The organism is Arthrobacter sp. StoSoilB22 (assembly GCF_019977315.1).
Taxonomy (GTDB): Bacteria; Actinomycetota; Actinomycetes; order Actinomycetales; family Micrococcaceae; genus Arthrobacter.
On record NZ_AP024652.1, the window covers coordinates 113,462 to 126,403 of the forward strand.

13 protein-coding genes are annotated in these 12,942 nt (G+C 64.9%); 10 read left to right on the forward strand and 3 right to left on the reverse strand.

Annotated elements, in window-relative coordinates; all coding sequences use genetic code 11:
* Positions 1 to 77: 77 nt before the first annotated feature.
* Positions 78 to 473 carry a DUF1761 domain-containing protein gene (locus tag LDN70_RS00560; protein WP_142937211.1) on the forward strand — a complete coding sequence of 132 codons (396 nt, stop codon included), beginning with the start codon at positions 78 to 80 and terminating at the stop codon, positions 471 to 473.
* Positions 474 to 503: 30 nt separating this feature from the next.
* Here LDN70_RS00560 and LDN70_RS00565 read toward each other — a convergent pair whose 3' ends face one another.
* Positions 504 to 1,244, reverse strand: a complete 741-nt coding sequence (locus LDN70_RS00565) for a GAF and ANTAR domain-containing protein (protein WP_223941394.1) — start codon at positions 1,242 to 1,244, stop codon at positions 504 to 506.
* Between the two features lie 141 nt (positions 1,245 to 1,385).
* Here LDN70_RS00565 and LDN70_RS00570 point away from each other — a divergent pair, with 141 nt between their 5' ends.
* The gene (locus LDN70_RS00570; protein WP_223941395.1) at positions 1,386 to 2,162 is read left to right on the forward strand and encodes a sigma-70 family RNA polymerase sigma factor; all 777 of its coding nucleotides are present in this window, start codon (positions 1,386 to 1,388) and stop codon (positions 2,160 to 2,162) included.
* Between the two features lie 42 nt (positions 2,163 to 2,204).
* On the opposite strand, the gene LDN70_RS00575 is transcribed toward LDN70_RS00570, so the two are convergent.
* Positions 2,205 to 3,167 carry a glycosyltransferase family 9 protein gene (locus LDN70_RS00575; RefSeq protein WP_223941396.1) on the reverse strand — a complete coding sequence of 321 codons (963 nt, stop codon included), beginning with the start codon at positions 3,165 to 3,167 and terminating at the stop codon, positions 2,205 to 2,207.
* Between the two features lie 86 nt (positions 3,168 to 3,253).
* Here LDN70_RS00575 and LDN70_RS00580 point away from each other — a divergent pair, with 86 nt between their 5' ends.
* Genes LDN70_RS00580 through LDN70_RS00610 form a run of 7 tightly spaced genes read left to right on the forward strand, consistent with a single transcriptional unit; the run spans position 3,254 to position 10,065 of the window.
* Positions 3,254 to 3,856: a D-glycero-alpha-D-manno-heptose-1,7-bisphosphate 7-phosphatase gene (locus LDN70_RS00580; protein WP_223941397.1), complete on the forward strand. Its 603-nt coding sequence runs from the start codon at positions 3,254 to 3,256 to the stop codon at positions 3,854 to 3,856.
* Positions 3,853 to 4,941, forward strand: coding sequence for a glycosyltransferase family 9 protein (locus LDN70_RS00585; RefSeq protein ID WP_223941398.1), 1,089 nt, complete (start codon positions 3,853 to 3,855; stop codon positions 4,939 to 4,941). The genes LDN70_RS00580 and LDN70_RS00585 overlap by 4 nt, the downstream gene beginning before the upstream one ends.
* Complete coding sequence (locus tag LDN70_RS00590; protein ID WP_223941399.1) at positions 4,938 to 5,951, forward strand: glycosyltransferase; 1,014 nt, start codon at positions 4,938 to 4,940, stop codon at positions 5,949 to 5,951. The genes LDN70_RS00585 and LDN70_RS00590 overlap by 4 nt, the downstream gene beginning before the upstream one ends.
* Positions 5,948 to 7,216 carry a glycosyltransferase gene (locus LDN70_RS00595; RefSeq protein WP_223941400.1) on the forward strand — a complete coding sequence of 423 codons (1,269 nt, stop codon included), beginning with the start codon at positions 5,948 to 5,950 and terminating at the stop codon, positions 7,214 to 7,216. Before LDN70_RS00590 ends, LDN70_RS00595 begins: the two co-directional genes overlap by 4 nt.
* Before the next feature lie 14 nt (positions 7,217 to 7,230).
* On the forward strand, positions 7,231 to 7,917 hold the full coding sequence (locus tag LDN70_RS00600; RefSeq protein ID WP_223942706.1) for a D-sedoheptulose-7-phosphate isomerase: 687 nt from the start codon (positions 7,231 to 7,233) through the stop codon (positions 7,915 to 7,917).
* A complete protein-coding gene (locus tag LDN70_RS00605; RefSeq protein ID WP_223941401.1) occupies positions 7,914 to 9,341 on the forward strand; it encodes a PfkB family carbohydrate kinase in 1,428 nt (475 codons plus the stop codon). The genes LDN70_RS00600 and LDN70_RS00605 overlap by 4 nt, the downstream gene beginning before the upstream one ends.
* Before the next feature lie 28 nt (positions 9,342 to 9,369).
* Positions 9,370 to 10,065: an SDR family oxidoreductase gene (locus LDN70_RS00610; protein WP_011772894.1), complete on the forward strand. Its 696-nt coding sequence runs from the start codon at positions 9,370 to 9,372 to the stop codon at positions 10,063 to 10,065.
* Here LDN70_RS00610 and LDN70_RS00615 read toward each other — a convergent pair.
* Positions 10,031 to 11,206 (reverse strand): glycosyltransferase family 9 protein, encoded by a 1,176-nt coding sequence (locus tag LDN70_RS00615; RefSeq protein ID WP_223941402.1) that lies wholly within the window; start codon positions 11,204 to 11,206, stop codon positions 10,031 to 10,033. The genes LDN70_RS00610 and LDN70_RS00615 overlap by 35 nt on opposite strands.
* A gap of 158 nt (positions 11,207 to 11,364) precedes the next feature.
* Between LDN70_RS00615 and rfaE2 the strand changes: the two genes are divergently transcribed.
* On the forward strand, positions 11,365 to 12,942 hold the full coding sequence (gene rfaE2 / locus LDN70_RS00620; RefSeq protein ID WP_223941403.1) for a D-glycero-beta-D-manno-heptose 1-phosphate adenylyltransferase: 1,578 nt from the start codon (positions 11,365 to 11,367) through the stop codon (positions 12,940 to 12,942).

Below are 12,942 nucleotides of genomic sequence, written 5' to 3' on the forward strand. Positions count from 1 at the left end.
GCGGTTTTTTTACAAGACCCCGCGGGCTGAAGCACTTACAGTCATCTCAGGATCTACCCGCTCTTGAGAGGACAGCGATGGACCTTCAGATCAATTGGCTCGCCGTGCTGTTGGCTGCGCTGGCGACGTTCGTGGTCGGCGGACTCTGGTACTCGCTGCTGTTCGCCAAGCCATGGCAAAAGGCGGCCGGTGTCAGCGATGAGCAGCTGAAGTCCGGAACGGTTCGCGTCTTTGTGGGCTCGTTCCTTCTTGCCGTGGTGATGGCTGTTTTCCTGGCCGCGTTCATTGGCCGTGGTGGGCTCGCATTCGGAACCTTCGCCGGCCTGGCCGCTGGACTGGGATGGGTAGCAACAGCGCTCGGCGTGAACTATCTGTTCGAACGCCGAAGCCTGACTCTGTTCGCTATCAATGCCAGCTACAACGTAGTCACGTTCACCGCCATGGGCGCCATCATAGGCGCGATGCAGGGCTAGGAGCTGGGGTGGCGCCTCAAAGCAGCAGCGTTACTTGAAGTATGTCTGAACGGTCCCGCCGCCCGCCGATTCAACAATGGCCTGCGCAACTACCCGGAGCTTGACGTTCCGGTTGCTGGAGGCTTTCTTGATGAGTTCAATCGCTTCCTCCTGGGTACAGCGGTTCTGCGCGATGATGATCCCTGTTGCCACGTCGATCACGGTACGGGATTCCATGGCTGCCCGGAGGTTGTTGGCTGTCTGGCTGTGCTCGGCGATCAGGACAGCCAGGCGCAGGCCCTTGGACGCCTGCTGCACGTAGTCGTTGGCGCGCTGCACGGCGGCTTGGTCGAAGGCATTGGGGTGTTCGGAGTAGAGGTTGAGGCCAGCCCTTGCAGTGTCATCACTGAGGGGGAATGGCACTGCCAAGACGGACCGGATGCCGTGTTCAGTGACGATCTTGTTGTACTCCGGCCAGGTGTTGTCTTTGGCGAAATCAGGTATGTGCACTTGGGTGATTTCACGGCAGGCACGCAAGCACGGCCCGTCGTCGAAGTTGTACTGCAGTTCATCCAGCATCCGGGCGCGCTCACCGCTGCTGGCCACCGTCCCGGCGGAGCGGTGTCGCATGAGCGTGATGCCGCAGTAGACCTCGTTTCCGGGGGTGCTGAACATGCCGGCCGAGTGCCTGGCCAGCTCCTCCAGGAAGGCTTCAACGTCAGGGGTATCGAGCAGCAGGTCTTGGATATCGGCCACGACTGTAGTCGGCTCGGCGAGCTGAGGTTCTTCCATGCGGAACTCCAATCCCTGATTTGGCTACCTTTCGAGACTAACCCCGAGAACCCGTTGAAAGCTAATAGTAAGTGTGCTTCTCTTTTTAAGGAGTCTTGCCGTGGGCTCACCCTAACCAGCAGGTCCGAGGATTGAAGCCCCATGCGACAGATCCCACCCTTTGGCGTCCCCACACGTCCCCCCACCCAAGCGCCGGAAGGCAGAATCCGCCAGAGCTTTCAGGACAGCCTGGTCCTGGACCACCTCAATCTGGCAAAGTCCATAGCCGCCAGATATTCCGCCCACACTCACGACCTCGACGACGTCAGGCAGGTGGCGTACATGGGCCTCATCAAGGCGGCGCGCGGCTATGACGAGGCAAAAGGGGTCAGTTTTCCCGCCTACGCCGCACCTACCATCGCGGGCGAGGTAAAACGCTACCTCCGCGACCATTGCTGGGTGGTCCGCCCACCACGGATCATCCAGGATGTCCGGCGCCAAGTGCTGGCCCGGACGGAGGAATTGACCCAAACACTCCAACGCACCCCCTCTCCGGAGGAGGTGGCCGAAGATTTGCAGTTGGAGCCGTGCCAGGCCCGCGAAGCACTCATGGCCGGCACCAGCAAGCGCCCGGATTCCCTCGACGTGCCCGCGTCCGAGGGGCGTGATGGTCTCCAAGGATCGCTTTCAGCGTTCGGCTGCCCCACGGATCGGCTGGAGGACGTGCTGGCTCTGCGCAACGCCATCCGCGGCCTGAGCGCTGAGGACCGACACTTGCTGTACCGACGCTATTACCGGGAGGAAACGCAGTCCACCATCGCGGAGGGGTTGGGAATGTCGCAGATGCAGGTGTCGCGCAAGCTCTCCAAAATCCTGGTGTCCCTCCAAACACAACTGTTGGACGAAGAAGCCCAACTGCAGGACGGGACGGCGCCCTAAAAGCCTGGAATGACAACCCGGGTTACCGCCGGAAGCGGGTTTCTAACAGCGCAGCCCCTCCACTGCGTCCACAACGTCGCGGACACTGACGGCCAAAAGCGCCGGATCGGGATCCGCTGAAAACACATCACCACGGCGGAGTTCGACTGCGGTCAGCACCACGTGCGGTCCGGGCGGCGGCCCCCACTCTTCGGCGGGCGCCGGGCCGAACAGCACTACCGAGGGGCGCTCATACGCGGACGCGAGATGCGCCGCGCCGGTATCTGCTGAGATCACGAGGCGAGCCTCGGCGATGGTGGCCGCAAATTCGGCGAGACCTTGCCGCCCGGCCAGCAATCCGTCGTCGAGATTTACTCCTTTGAGTTTGGCCAACGCTGCGGTCTCCTCAGCGCGCCCGCGCTCTGACGTGCCTCCTGTGAGAACTACCTCGTGCCCGCCCGCGGCAAGTTCCACAGCAACCTCAGCGAACCGTTCCACCGGCCACAGCCTGCTGCCATAGGCCGCCCCCACGTGCACAACGGTGGCGCCGGGACGCGGCGACGAAATCGCGGGACGGTTCAGCCGATAGTCCAGGGGATCGGCGTCGATACCGTGCCAGTTGAGCAGCCTCGTCCAGCGCTCGCGCTCCGGTATGCCGGTGATCCATTCAGGCCCTTCAGTGCCGTGTGAAGCATGCGCCACCACCCGGTTGGCTTGGAGTTCGTCAATCCGCAAACGGCTTTCAGCGCCGTTTCCGTGCAGGTTCACGGCGATGTCCACAGCGCCCCGGGGAACTGTCAGGGGGTCATCGAGCCCTGGGGTTGGCAGGAGGTGAATGCCGCCCACCAACTCCAAAGCCTCGGCAATCCATGCAGGCGCGGCGTACAAGATCCGGTGCTCGGGGAACGCCCGGCGCAAGCCCCGCAGTGCCGGGACGGCAACCAGGAGGTCCCCCAATTTCAGGGCGCGCAAGGCAAGCAGCAGCGGCTGATGGTTGTTCTCGTCACTGTCCAAAACTGTGTCCAAGGAGGCCTCCCGCTAGGAGTCTAGCTGCAGGAAACTTCTCGGGGCCGCATTGTTTAGCGCCGGGAGAACCGGGGAACGTTGCGGGTATGGGAGGAACCGTAACGTTGAAGGCGGTCCTGTTTGACCGCGACGGAACACTGGTTGTTGACGTGCCATATAACGGCGATCCGCAGCTGGTGCGACCCATGGATGGTGCCCGTGAAGCATTGCAAAAAGTACGCCAGGCAGGGCTGGCCACGGGAGTGGTAACCAACCAGTCGGGCGTGGCGCGTGGGCTGTTGACCGTGGAGCAGATGCACTCCGTCAACCACCGAGTGGATCAGTTACTGGGACCGTTCGACGTGTGGGAGTTCTGTCCCCACGGACCAGAGGACGGTTGCGCCTGCCGCAAGCCCCGGCCGGGAATGATCCTGGAAGCCTGCCACACCCTGGGTATCAGCCCGGAGGAGGCGGCCTTCGTTGGCGACATTGGTGCTGACATGGAGGCGGCTGCTGCTGCCGGTGTCAAGGCTGTGTTGGTGCCAACGGAAGTCACGCGACGCGAAGAGATCGAGGCGGCCGGCCGTGTTGCGGAGGACCTGGGCCATGCAGTGGAGCTCCTGCTGACGGAGGCTCCGGGCCGGACTATGGACGGAACTCCGGACCGGACTATGGACCGGACCTTGGACGAGCAGGATGCCCCTGTATGAGCCGCGTCCTGGTAGCCCGGCTGGACAGTATGGGCGATGTCCTCCTTTCCGGACCTGCCCTGCGGGCCGTGACGAACGGAAGCCGCCCCGATGGCAGCCGACCCAATGACGTGGTTCTGCTCTGCGGTCCCGAAGGATCGAGCGCAGCGGAGCTACTGCCAGGAGTCACCCAAGTGCACACGTGGGCGTGCCCGTGGATTGTGAATCCCGCGCCGCCTGTCACGGATGAGATGACCCGGGGCTTGATCGACTTCGTCCGCAGTTCGCGGATTCAGGAAGCGGTCATTCTTACCTCCTTCCACCAGTCCCCGCTTCCGCTGGCGATGCTCCTTCGCCTGGCCGGCGTCAAAAAAATCACGGGCGCATCAACGGACTACGCTGGTTCGCTCCTGGATGTCCGGCTCAAACCTGGCGAGGATTTCCCGGAGGATCAACCGGAAGCGATCCGGGCGCTCACCATCGCAGAGGCCGGCGGGTATGTGCTGCCCAACGGGGATGATGGGAAGCTTCGCATCACCACCGGCGAGGACCCTGAAGGTGTGGCTGATGAGCTGGCTGATGAGGGCCGGTACATTGTGGTCCATCCGGGATCTGCCGCACCCGCAAGGGCATGGCCCGCACTTCACCACGCAGCAGCTGTGGAACTTTTGGAGGCGTACGGGCATCGGGTGGTGGTGACAGGAGGCCCGGACGAAACTTCGCTCACGGCAACGGTGGCCGGCCCCGCCGCCCGGAACCTCGGCGGTGGAACCAACCTCCGGACGCTCGCAGCGGTACTGGCGGGAGCCGCCGTCGTAGTCACCGGCAATACCGGTCCCGCCCATCTGGCGGCAGCGGTGGGAACGCCGGTAGTGTGCCTGTTCGCCCCGGTGGTTCCAGCCATCCGATGGGCACCGTACGGCGTCCCGCTGGAACTGCTGGGCGACCAGGAGGCGCCCTGCAAGAACTCCCGTGCCCGTGTTTGCCCTGTCGCCGGGCATCCCTGCTTGAGCTCAGTGACCCCGGAACAGGTTGTGCAAGCTGTTGAACGGCTCCTGGGTGGCGTGTCATCTCTGTCCACCCGACGGAAGGTGTGGAAGCCATGAGGATCCTGGTGTGGCACGTCCACGGCGGGTGGATGGAGGCATTCGTCCGCGGCCGGCATGAGTACCTACTGCCGAAAACGTCCGACGGCGGCGCGTGGGGTTTGGGGCGAGGCGGCCGTCAGTGGCCTGCCGCCGCGCAGGAAGTGGACTTGGAAACCCTGGACCCTGGCAGTGTTGACGCTGTTGTCCTTCAGCGGCCGGAAGAAATCGCAGCAGTTTCCCGAACCCTTGGCCGCAGCCCCGGCGTTGACCTCCCGGCCGTGTACCTGGAACACAACACCCCCAAGGGCGACGTCCCATTCACCCTGCACCCCTTGGCGGACCAGGGCGCCATTCCCGTGGTCCACGTTACCCATTTCAATCAACTCTTTTGGGACACGGGAACGGCAACCACCACGGTGATTGAGCACGGCATCCCGGACCCCGGACACCTGTACACGGGGGAGCAGGAAGAGATGGGCGTGGTGGTTAACGAGCCTGTCCGGCGTGGGCGGGTCACGGGAACGGACCTGCTCCCGGGCTTTGCCGGTGTGGGGCCGCTGCGGGTCTTCGGCATGGGGACAGAGGCCCTGCCCGAAGCACTGAACCTCAAGGGATTCGGCCTCAGCGAGGAAAGGCTACGCATCGCCGGTGACGTCCCGGCCCCGAAACTCCACCAGGAACTTGCCCGCTGCCGCCTGTACCTTCATCCCCTGCGCTGGACCTCCCTCGGGTTGGCGCTGCTGGAAGCCATGCACCTAGGAATGCCCGTCCTGGCACTAGCCACCACCGAGGCGAGCCGCGCCATTCCGCGCGGTGCAGGCTTGGTCTCCAACGACGTCGGCGATCTCCAGAGGTTCGCCCGGCGGCTGCTGGATGACCCCGACGACGCCTACGCCATGGGCATGGTGGCCCGCGAGGCCGCGCTGCAACGCTATGGGCTGGACACGTTTCTTGGCGCCTGGGACCAACTCCTGGCTGACCTCCCCCAAGGCGGCCGCCGCCACCACACAGAGAGGACGCACCCATGAAAATCTCCATGGTCTCCGAACACGCCAGTCCGTTGGCCGCCTTGGGAGGCGTTGACGCCGGAGGGCAAAACGTCCACGTGGCGGCGTTGTCTTCAGCGCTGGCAGACCGCGGACATCAGGTCACGGTGTACACGCGGCGCGATGACCCCGATCTACCTGCAAAGGTGCAGGTTGGGCCGGGACTCAGCGTTGTTCACGTGGATGCCGGTCCGGCCCGGCGCATTCCCAAAGACGATCTCCTGCCGTACATGGGAGAGCTGGCGGACGGGATCTGCGCAGACTGGGCCGGCCACCTGCCGGACGTGCTGCATGCTCACTTCTGGATGTCCGGACTCGCTGCCATCCAAGCATCCCGCCGGGCACAAGCAGCGGATCCCGTACCAGTGGTGCAGACTTTCCATGCCCTCGGATCGGTGAAACGCCGCCACCAAGGGGCCGCGGACACCAGCCCGCCGGCCCGGGAATGGCTGGAACCGTGGGTAGGACGCACCGCGGACTGGGTCATCGCCACGTGCCCCGATGAGGTCTTCGAACTCAAGGCCCTTGGCATCAGCCGCTCCAAAATTTCGGTCGCACCCTGCGGTGTGGATCTTACGTTGTTCCCGGGAACGTCCGACGCCGAAACCAAGTCCCGCACGCATCGCATCCTCAGCGTGGGACGCCTGGTGCAACGCAAAGGCGTGGACTTGATCATCCAATCCCTGCCGCTGATGGCAGAGGCGGGCTTCAACGACGTGGAACTGCTGATTGTGGGCGGTTCCGGTGACGCCCTGACGCTTGAAGAAGACCCAGAAGCCCAGCGCCTCCATACCTTGGCGAAGGAACTTGGCGTCGAGGACAAAGTGAGCATGCGTGGCCAGGTCCCGCGGGATGCGATGCCCGGAATTTTCCGCAGCGCCGACGCCGTGGTCTGCGCTCCTTGGTATGAGCCGTTCGGCATCGTGCCCCTTGAAGCCATGGCTTGCGGCGTGCCTGTGGTGGCAGCAGCTGTGGGCGGACTGCGGGAAACCGTGGTGGATCAAAAGACCGGACTGCATGTCCCGCCCCGTGACCCCGAAGCGTTGGCCGAGGCGCTGGGAAAGCTGCTGGCAGATCCTGATCTTCGCGCCGACATGGGCCGTGCCGGTGCTCGGCGGGCCCGTTCCCGCTACTCCTGGGAACGCATCGCCGCAGACACCGAGAAAGCCTACCGATCCGTTCTGGCGGCAGGACTGTCCCGGCAAGCCGGCGAACGCTTGGAACCATTGGAAGGAACGGCACTGTGACTATCAAAGGCCTTATGGCCCAAGAATCCACCCTCCCGTCGGCACTCCCGGATAACGTGCCTGCCCGGTGGTCCCCGGACGCCAGCAATTCCAACCACATCGCCGAGGTCACCAAACACCTGGACAACGTCCTGCCCGCTCTGGAATCCCTGCGCTCGCAGTCGGGACGCTTATCCGAGTGGGGCACCGAACTCGCCAAGAGGCTGCTATCCGGGCAACGGTTGCTGGCGGCTGGCAACGGCGGTTCAGCTGCTGAGGCGCAACACCTCACCGCCGAGCTGGTGGGCCGGTTCGACGAGGAGCGCGCGCCCTTTTCCGCGATCTCGCTCCACGCAGAGTCCTCCGCCGTCACTGCACTCTCCAACGACTACGGCTTTGAGGAAGTCTTCGCCCGCCAAGTCAGGGCCCACGGCCGCGCCGGGGATGTTCTTATCCTGCTCTCCACCAGTGGCCGCAGCCCCAACCTGCTCAAAGCCGTCCGTGCAGCACGGGAACGCGGCATCACCACCTGGGCACTCACGGGCACCGGCCCCAACCCGCTCGCCGAGGCCTGCGATCAAGCCATCACCGTGGACGCTATCGCCGCGAACGCCCAGGAAGGCCACCTCATTGCCGTCCACGCCGTGTGCCGGGCCTTTGATGCCGAGGTAGCCCGACGGGCCGGCTCGGCATTGAACTCCTTCGGAGGGCGGCAGCCTTGAGGATCACCGTGGTTGGGGATGTCCTCCTCGACGTCGACATCAACGGGACCGCCACGCGGCTCAGCCCCGACGCGCCGGTGCCGGTGGTGGACGTGGCCGACATCCGGCGTCGTGCAGGTGGTGCGGGTCTGGTGGCTACCGTGCTCGCGCACGACGGCCACGACGTCGCGCTGGTCACCGCGTTGGGGAACGACGACGGCGCCAGCCACCTCAGGCGAGCACTGACCGGCGTGTCTGTGCTCGCCGGAGCCCCGCTCGCCCCGACGCCCACCAAGACGCGCGTGAGGATCGGGACGCATCCGATGGTCCGGTTCGACGAAGGATGCGCGCCGGCTCCCGTCCCGGCCTGTACGGAAGAAATGCTCCATGCCATTGCCTCGGCGGATGCCATTGTGGTGGCCGACTACGGCCGAGGAATCGCCGCCAACGCCGAGATTCGTTCCGCCCTCACAGATGCTGCCAAGCGCGTCCCTGTGGTGTGGGACCCGCATCCTGCCGGTTCCCAACCCGTGGAGGGGGTCGCCGTCGTGACGCCCAACCTTGCCGAAGCGTTGGCCTCTGCCAAAGCGGGAGGCTTGGACCCGTCCCGTACCGGTGCCGAAGAAGCTGGCCAACACCTGCTCCAAAAGTGGGGAAGCGGCGCCGTTCTGGTGACCAAGGGTGCAGACGGGGCGTTCCTGATCTCCGCCGATGGCACGGCGCAGGGCTTCCCCGCACCCAGGACCACTGTCAGTGATCCTTGCGGGGCCGGCGACCGACTCGCCGCAAGCCTCGCCGTGCACTTGGGGCTCGGGCTCGGCATCGCGCAGGCTGCCACCAAGGCAGTGGAGGATGCGTCGGCATTCCTGGCAGCGGGCGGAGCGGCATCGCTGGCGGTGGTGACCGAAGCGGCGGCGTCAACTTCCGGGAACCAAGCGAGTCCCGTCGTCGAACTTAAGGGTCTTGAAGTGGTGGACCCCGGTGACCTGCATCCGGATGGGGTCCAACTGGCCCGGGCCGTGCGGAGCAGCGGAGGCACGGTGGTGGCCACGGGCGGCTGCTTCGACCTCCTCCACGCCGGCCACGCCCGGACGCTGGCCGCCGCGCGCAGCATGGGCGATTGCCTCATCGTGTGCCTGAATTCCGATGAATCGGTCCGGCGGCTCAAGGGCGCACACCGGCCAATCGTCAGTGTCGAAGACCGGGCGGAGTTGCTGCTGGCACTCGAATGCGTTGACGCCGTGGTGGTCTTCGGCGAGGACACCCCCGAAGCCTGCCTCAGCGACATCCGGCCCGATATCTGGGTCAAGGGTGGCGACTACACGCCCGAAGAATTGCCGGAAGCCCGCTTGTTGGCGGACTGGGGAGGGCGCTGCGTGACAGTGCCCTTCCACCCGGCACGATCCACCAGCGGCTTGGCTGCAGCGCTTGCCAAGGTCAGCTGACCAATCACCCATCACCGAGAGGAACCGCATGAACACGCAAACACCCGGCCGCGTCATCGTCACTGGAGGCGGCTCCGGACTTGGCGCTGCGATCGTGGAAGCCATCCGCGACGCCGGCGGCACACCCTTCGTCTTCGACCGTGACGTCAGCAACGTCTCCGGCGCCAAAGCCTTGGAAGTGGACGTCTCCAACCGCGAAGCAGTGGAAGCTGCCGTCAAGGAGGCCGCCGAAACCCTGGGCGGCCTGGACGGGGTGGTCACTGCCGCAGGCATTGATCGCTGCGGCAAGTTGGGCGACGTTCCGGCAGAGGAGTGGGAGAAGGTCATCGGAGTGAACCTCCTAGGCACAGTGTCCGTCATCCGGGCAGCTTTGCCGTACCTCAAGGGATCCCGGGGCCGGGCCATCACCATCGCCTCCACACTCGGGCTCCGGGCGCTGCCTGATGCCACGGCATACTGCGCCTCCAAGTTCGGAGTGATCGGCTTCAGCCGGGCCTTGGCCGCAGAAACAGGGGGAGTCATCGGCGTCACCACCATCATCCCTGGCGGCATGAAAACGCACTTCTTCGATGACCGCGACGAACAATACAAACCGCAGGACGATTCCAAGCTCAACGATCCCGCCAACGTGGCGCAGGCCGTGGTGTTCGCCCTCTCCCAGCCGTTCGGCAGCGAGGTCCGCGAACTCCTTATTTGCCCCGCAGAAGAAGGCTCGTGGCCGTAAGGTCCAGGACGTCCTGAACAACATCGGCCACGGCGATGCCCCTGATGAGGGTGTCGTCGTGGCCGCAATGCGGTGCCGTCCAACCAACTTGGGTGACGTCCGAGCCACAGCGCGGGCAGCGCGTCACCCAGGACATGTGGACGCGGTGCAGGCTCCGACCGCGCGGACCGGCGTTCAGGGCGTTGCCCACCCAGAAGATTCCTACCGTAGGCGTCCCCAACGCCTGCGCCAGGTGCCGCGGACCGCTGTCGCTGGCGAGCATCACCGTGGCGTCCGCCAAGAGCGCAGCCAAGTCTCCAATGTCCAATTCGCCAGCCACGGAGCGCACGGCGTTGCTGTCCACCTCAGTGAGATGCCGGACCGCCGATTCCGCCACTTCCTGCGCCAAGGCCTTCTCTGAACGGTCACCCACGATCAACACCTGCGCCCCTTCGGCTGCTGCTGCGGCCACCGCTTCAGCGAAATACGACGCCGGCCATCGCCTTCGCGGATCGGTGGCACCCGGGTGGACCACCACCAAAGACCTCCGTTGAGGGTCCCTGAATCCCGCGATGTTCCTTTGATGTTCCGGTAGCGGGCGAAGGGGAGGAGCGATGATCGGCGGAGCTCCGGCCAAACCTGCGAGCTCCAGCCAGCGGTCCGGTTCGTTCTGGTAGTAGACGTAGTCCAGATTCCGCTCCAACCGATCCGCGTCCTTGGTCCGCGTGCCCACTGTGTGGCGCGCACCAAGGCGGAGCAGGAAAGGGTTGGAGAAGCGTCCGCCGCCATGCATCTGGAACGCAACATCAAACTCCTTGGCCCGCATCGCCTCTACAAAGGCCTCCTGCGCCGCAATATCCTCCGCATCGTCCTCAAAGCGCTCGCCGTTCCGTGGACCGTCGTGGACGCCGCGCGCCACGGGCAACATCTGGACGTCGTCAACGGGACCTTCCGTTGCGGCCACCACTGCCGCGTGGATGGGTGTGCCCAAGAGCGTGATGGTGGCGGCGGGGTATGCGTTCTTCAACGCAGAGAGGGCGGGATAGGTGTAGATCAGGTCACCCAAACCGCCGCCCCTGAGGATCGCAATTCGCTTGACGTCATTGAACTTTTCCAGGATTGGACCCACGCCGGGGCTCGGAGTCGTCAGCGGTTTCTCCATGGATGATTCCTTTCGCTGCCGATGCTGCGGGCTGGTTCTTCCGTAGCTCCGGGGCCGTAGTGATTCCGGGCGGAAACTCCCGGGCTCGGCGTGTGAAGCCCGTGCCGCGGGGTACCTGAGGGGAACAGGAAACTGTAAGCCCAACCGGAAGGTACCCCATGGCACGCCTATCCAATCAAGAAGGCCTGGCCAATCAAGAAGGCTTGGCTGACTGGTTGCCAGGTCGCTTGGCCGAGGAACGTCCTGTTGTGACGGTCATCGGAGATTCCATTCTGGATGGCTGGTGGGATGGAACCATAGACCGATTCTGCCGCGAAGCCCCGGCCCCTGTGGTCCAGGTCCAGCGCCGCGACTTCGCCCCGGGAGGTGCCGCCAATACGGCAATGAACCTCGCCGCGATGGGGGCGGACGTTCGCTTTGTTTCACTGGTGGGAGAGGACCCCGGAGGCCACACGCTTCTGGAGCAGCTCAGCTCGGCGGGAGTGGACGTATCGCACGTCGTCGCCCATGCAGGCATGACAACTACCACTAAATTCCGGGTGAGCAGCGGCGGGCAGGTGATGCTGCGCCTGGACGATGCCGCCAAGGAGCTCCCCGCTGATGGCCTCCGCCAAATGGCCGCTGCTGTTCCGGAAGCCCTCCGCGGCTCATCAGCCGTGGTTCTCTGCGACTACGGAGCCGGGGCTTTGGACGGTGCGGTGCGGGATGCAATTTTCGATCACCTGGGTCCCGGAAGCGACGTACCGGATTCCTCGGAAGCCGGCTCTGCCAATGCCCGGCAGGACACCCTGCTGGTAGTGGACGCCCACCATCCAGGACGTTGGGCCGGGCTCAAGCCGGACCTAGCCACCCCGAATGCGCAGGAGGCCGCCGGGCTGCTGGGGACCGAGTTTCCCGGAGGCGCTGCCAGGTGTCCCTTTGTGGAAGCCCACGCGGACCAGCTCCTGCGCGCCTCAGGTGCGGCCGCCGTCGTCGTGACTTTGGACCGCGAGGGAACCTTGACGATCCGGCGTAACGACACCTTGCAAAAGCCGGCTACCCACCGGACCTGGGCGCGGCCGCAGGCGGAGAAACAAGCTTCGGGTGCCGGCGATACGTTCGTGGCGGCGTTGACTATCGCCCGGGCCGCGGGAATGCCGCTGACCAGCAGCGTGAACCTGGCTCAAGCGGCCGCCGATGTGGTGGTCCACCGGCCAGGTACCTCCGTTTGCACCACCGTCGAACTGGCAAAGCACCTGCGGGGATTCGCCGATACAGCACTGACGGATGCCGAGTTGGCCCGTCAGGTGGACGAGCACCGACGGCAGGGAAAACGGATTGTGCTGACCAACGGCTGCTTCGATGTACTCCACCGCGGCCACACCCGGTACCTCAACCAGGCCAAGCAACTGGGTGACGTGCTGGTGGTGGCGCTGAACAGCGATTCCTCCGTGCGGAAACTCAAGGGCCCGGACAGGCCGGTCAACCATGAAGCGGACCGGGCGGCAGTCATTGCGGCACTCAGTTGCGTGGACCATGTCACGGTCTTTGATACCCCCACGCCCATACCGCTCATAGATCTCCTGCGGCCGGATGTCTATGCCAAAGGCGGCGACTACACACCGGAGATGCTCCAGGAAACCGAGGCGGTGGAACGCTACGGCGGCACGGTGACCATCCTGGACTACGTGCCCGAACACTCCACCACAGCGGTCCTGGAACGCATCCGTTCCACGGGCGAAGCCCCGCAGACCTGA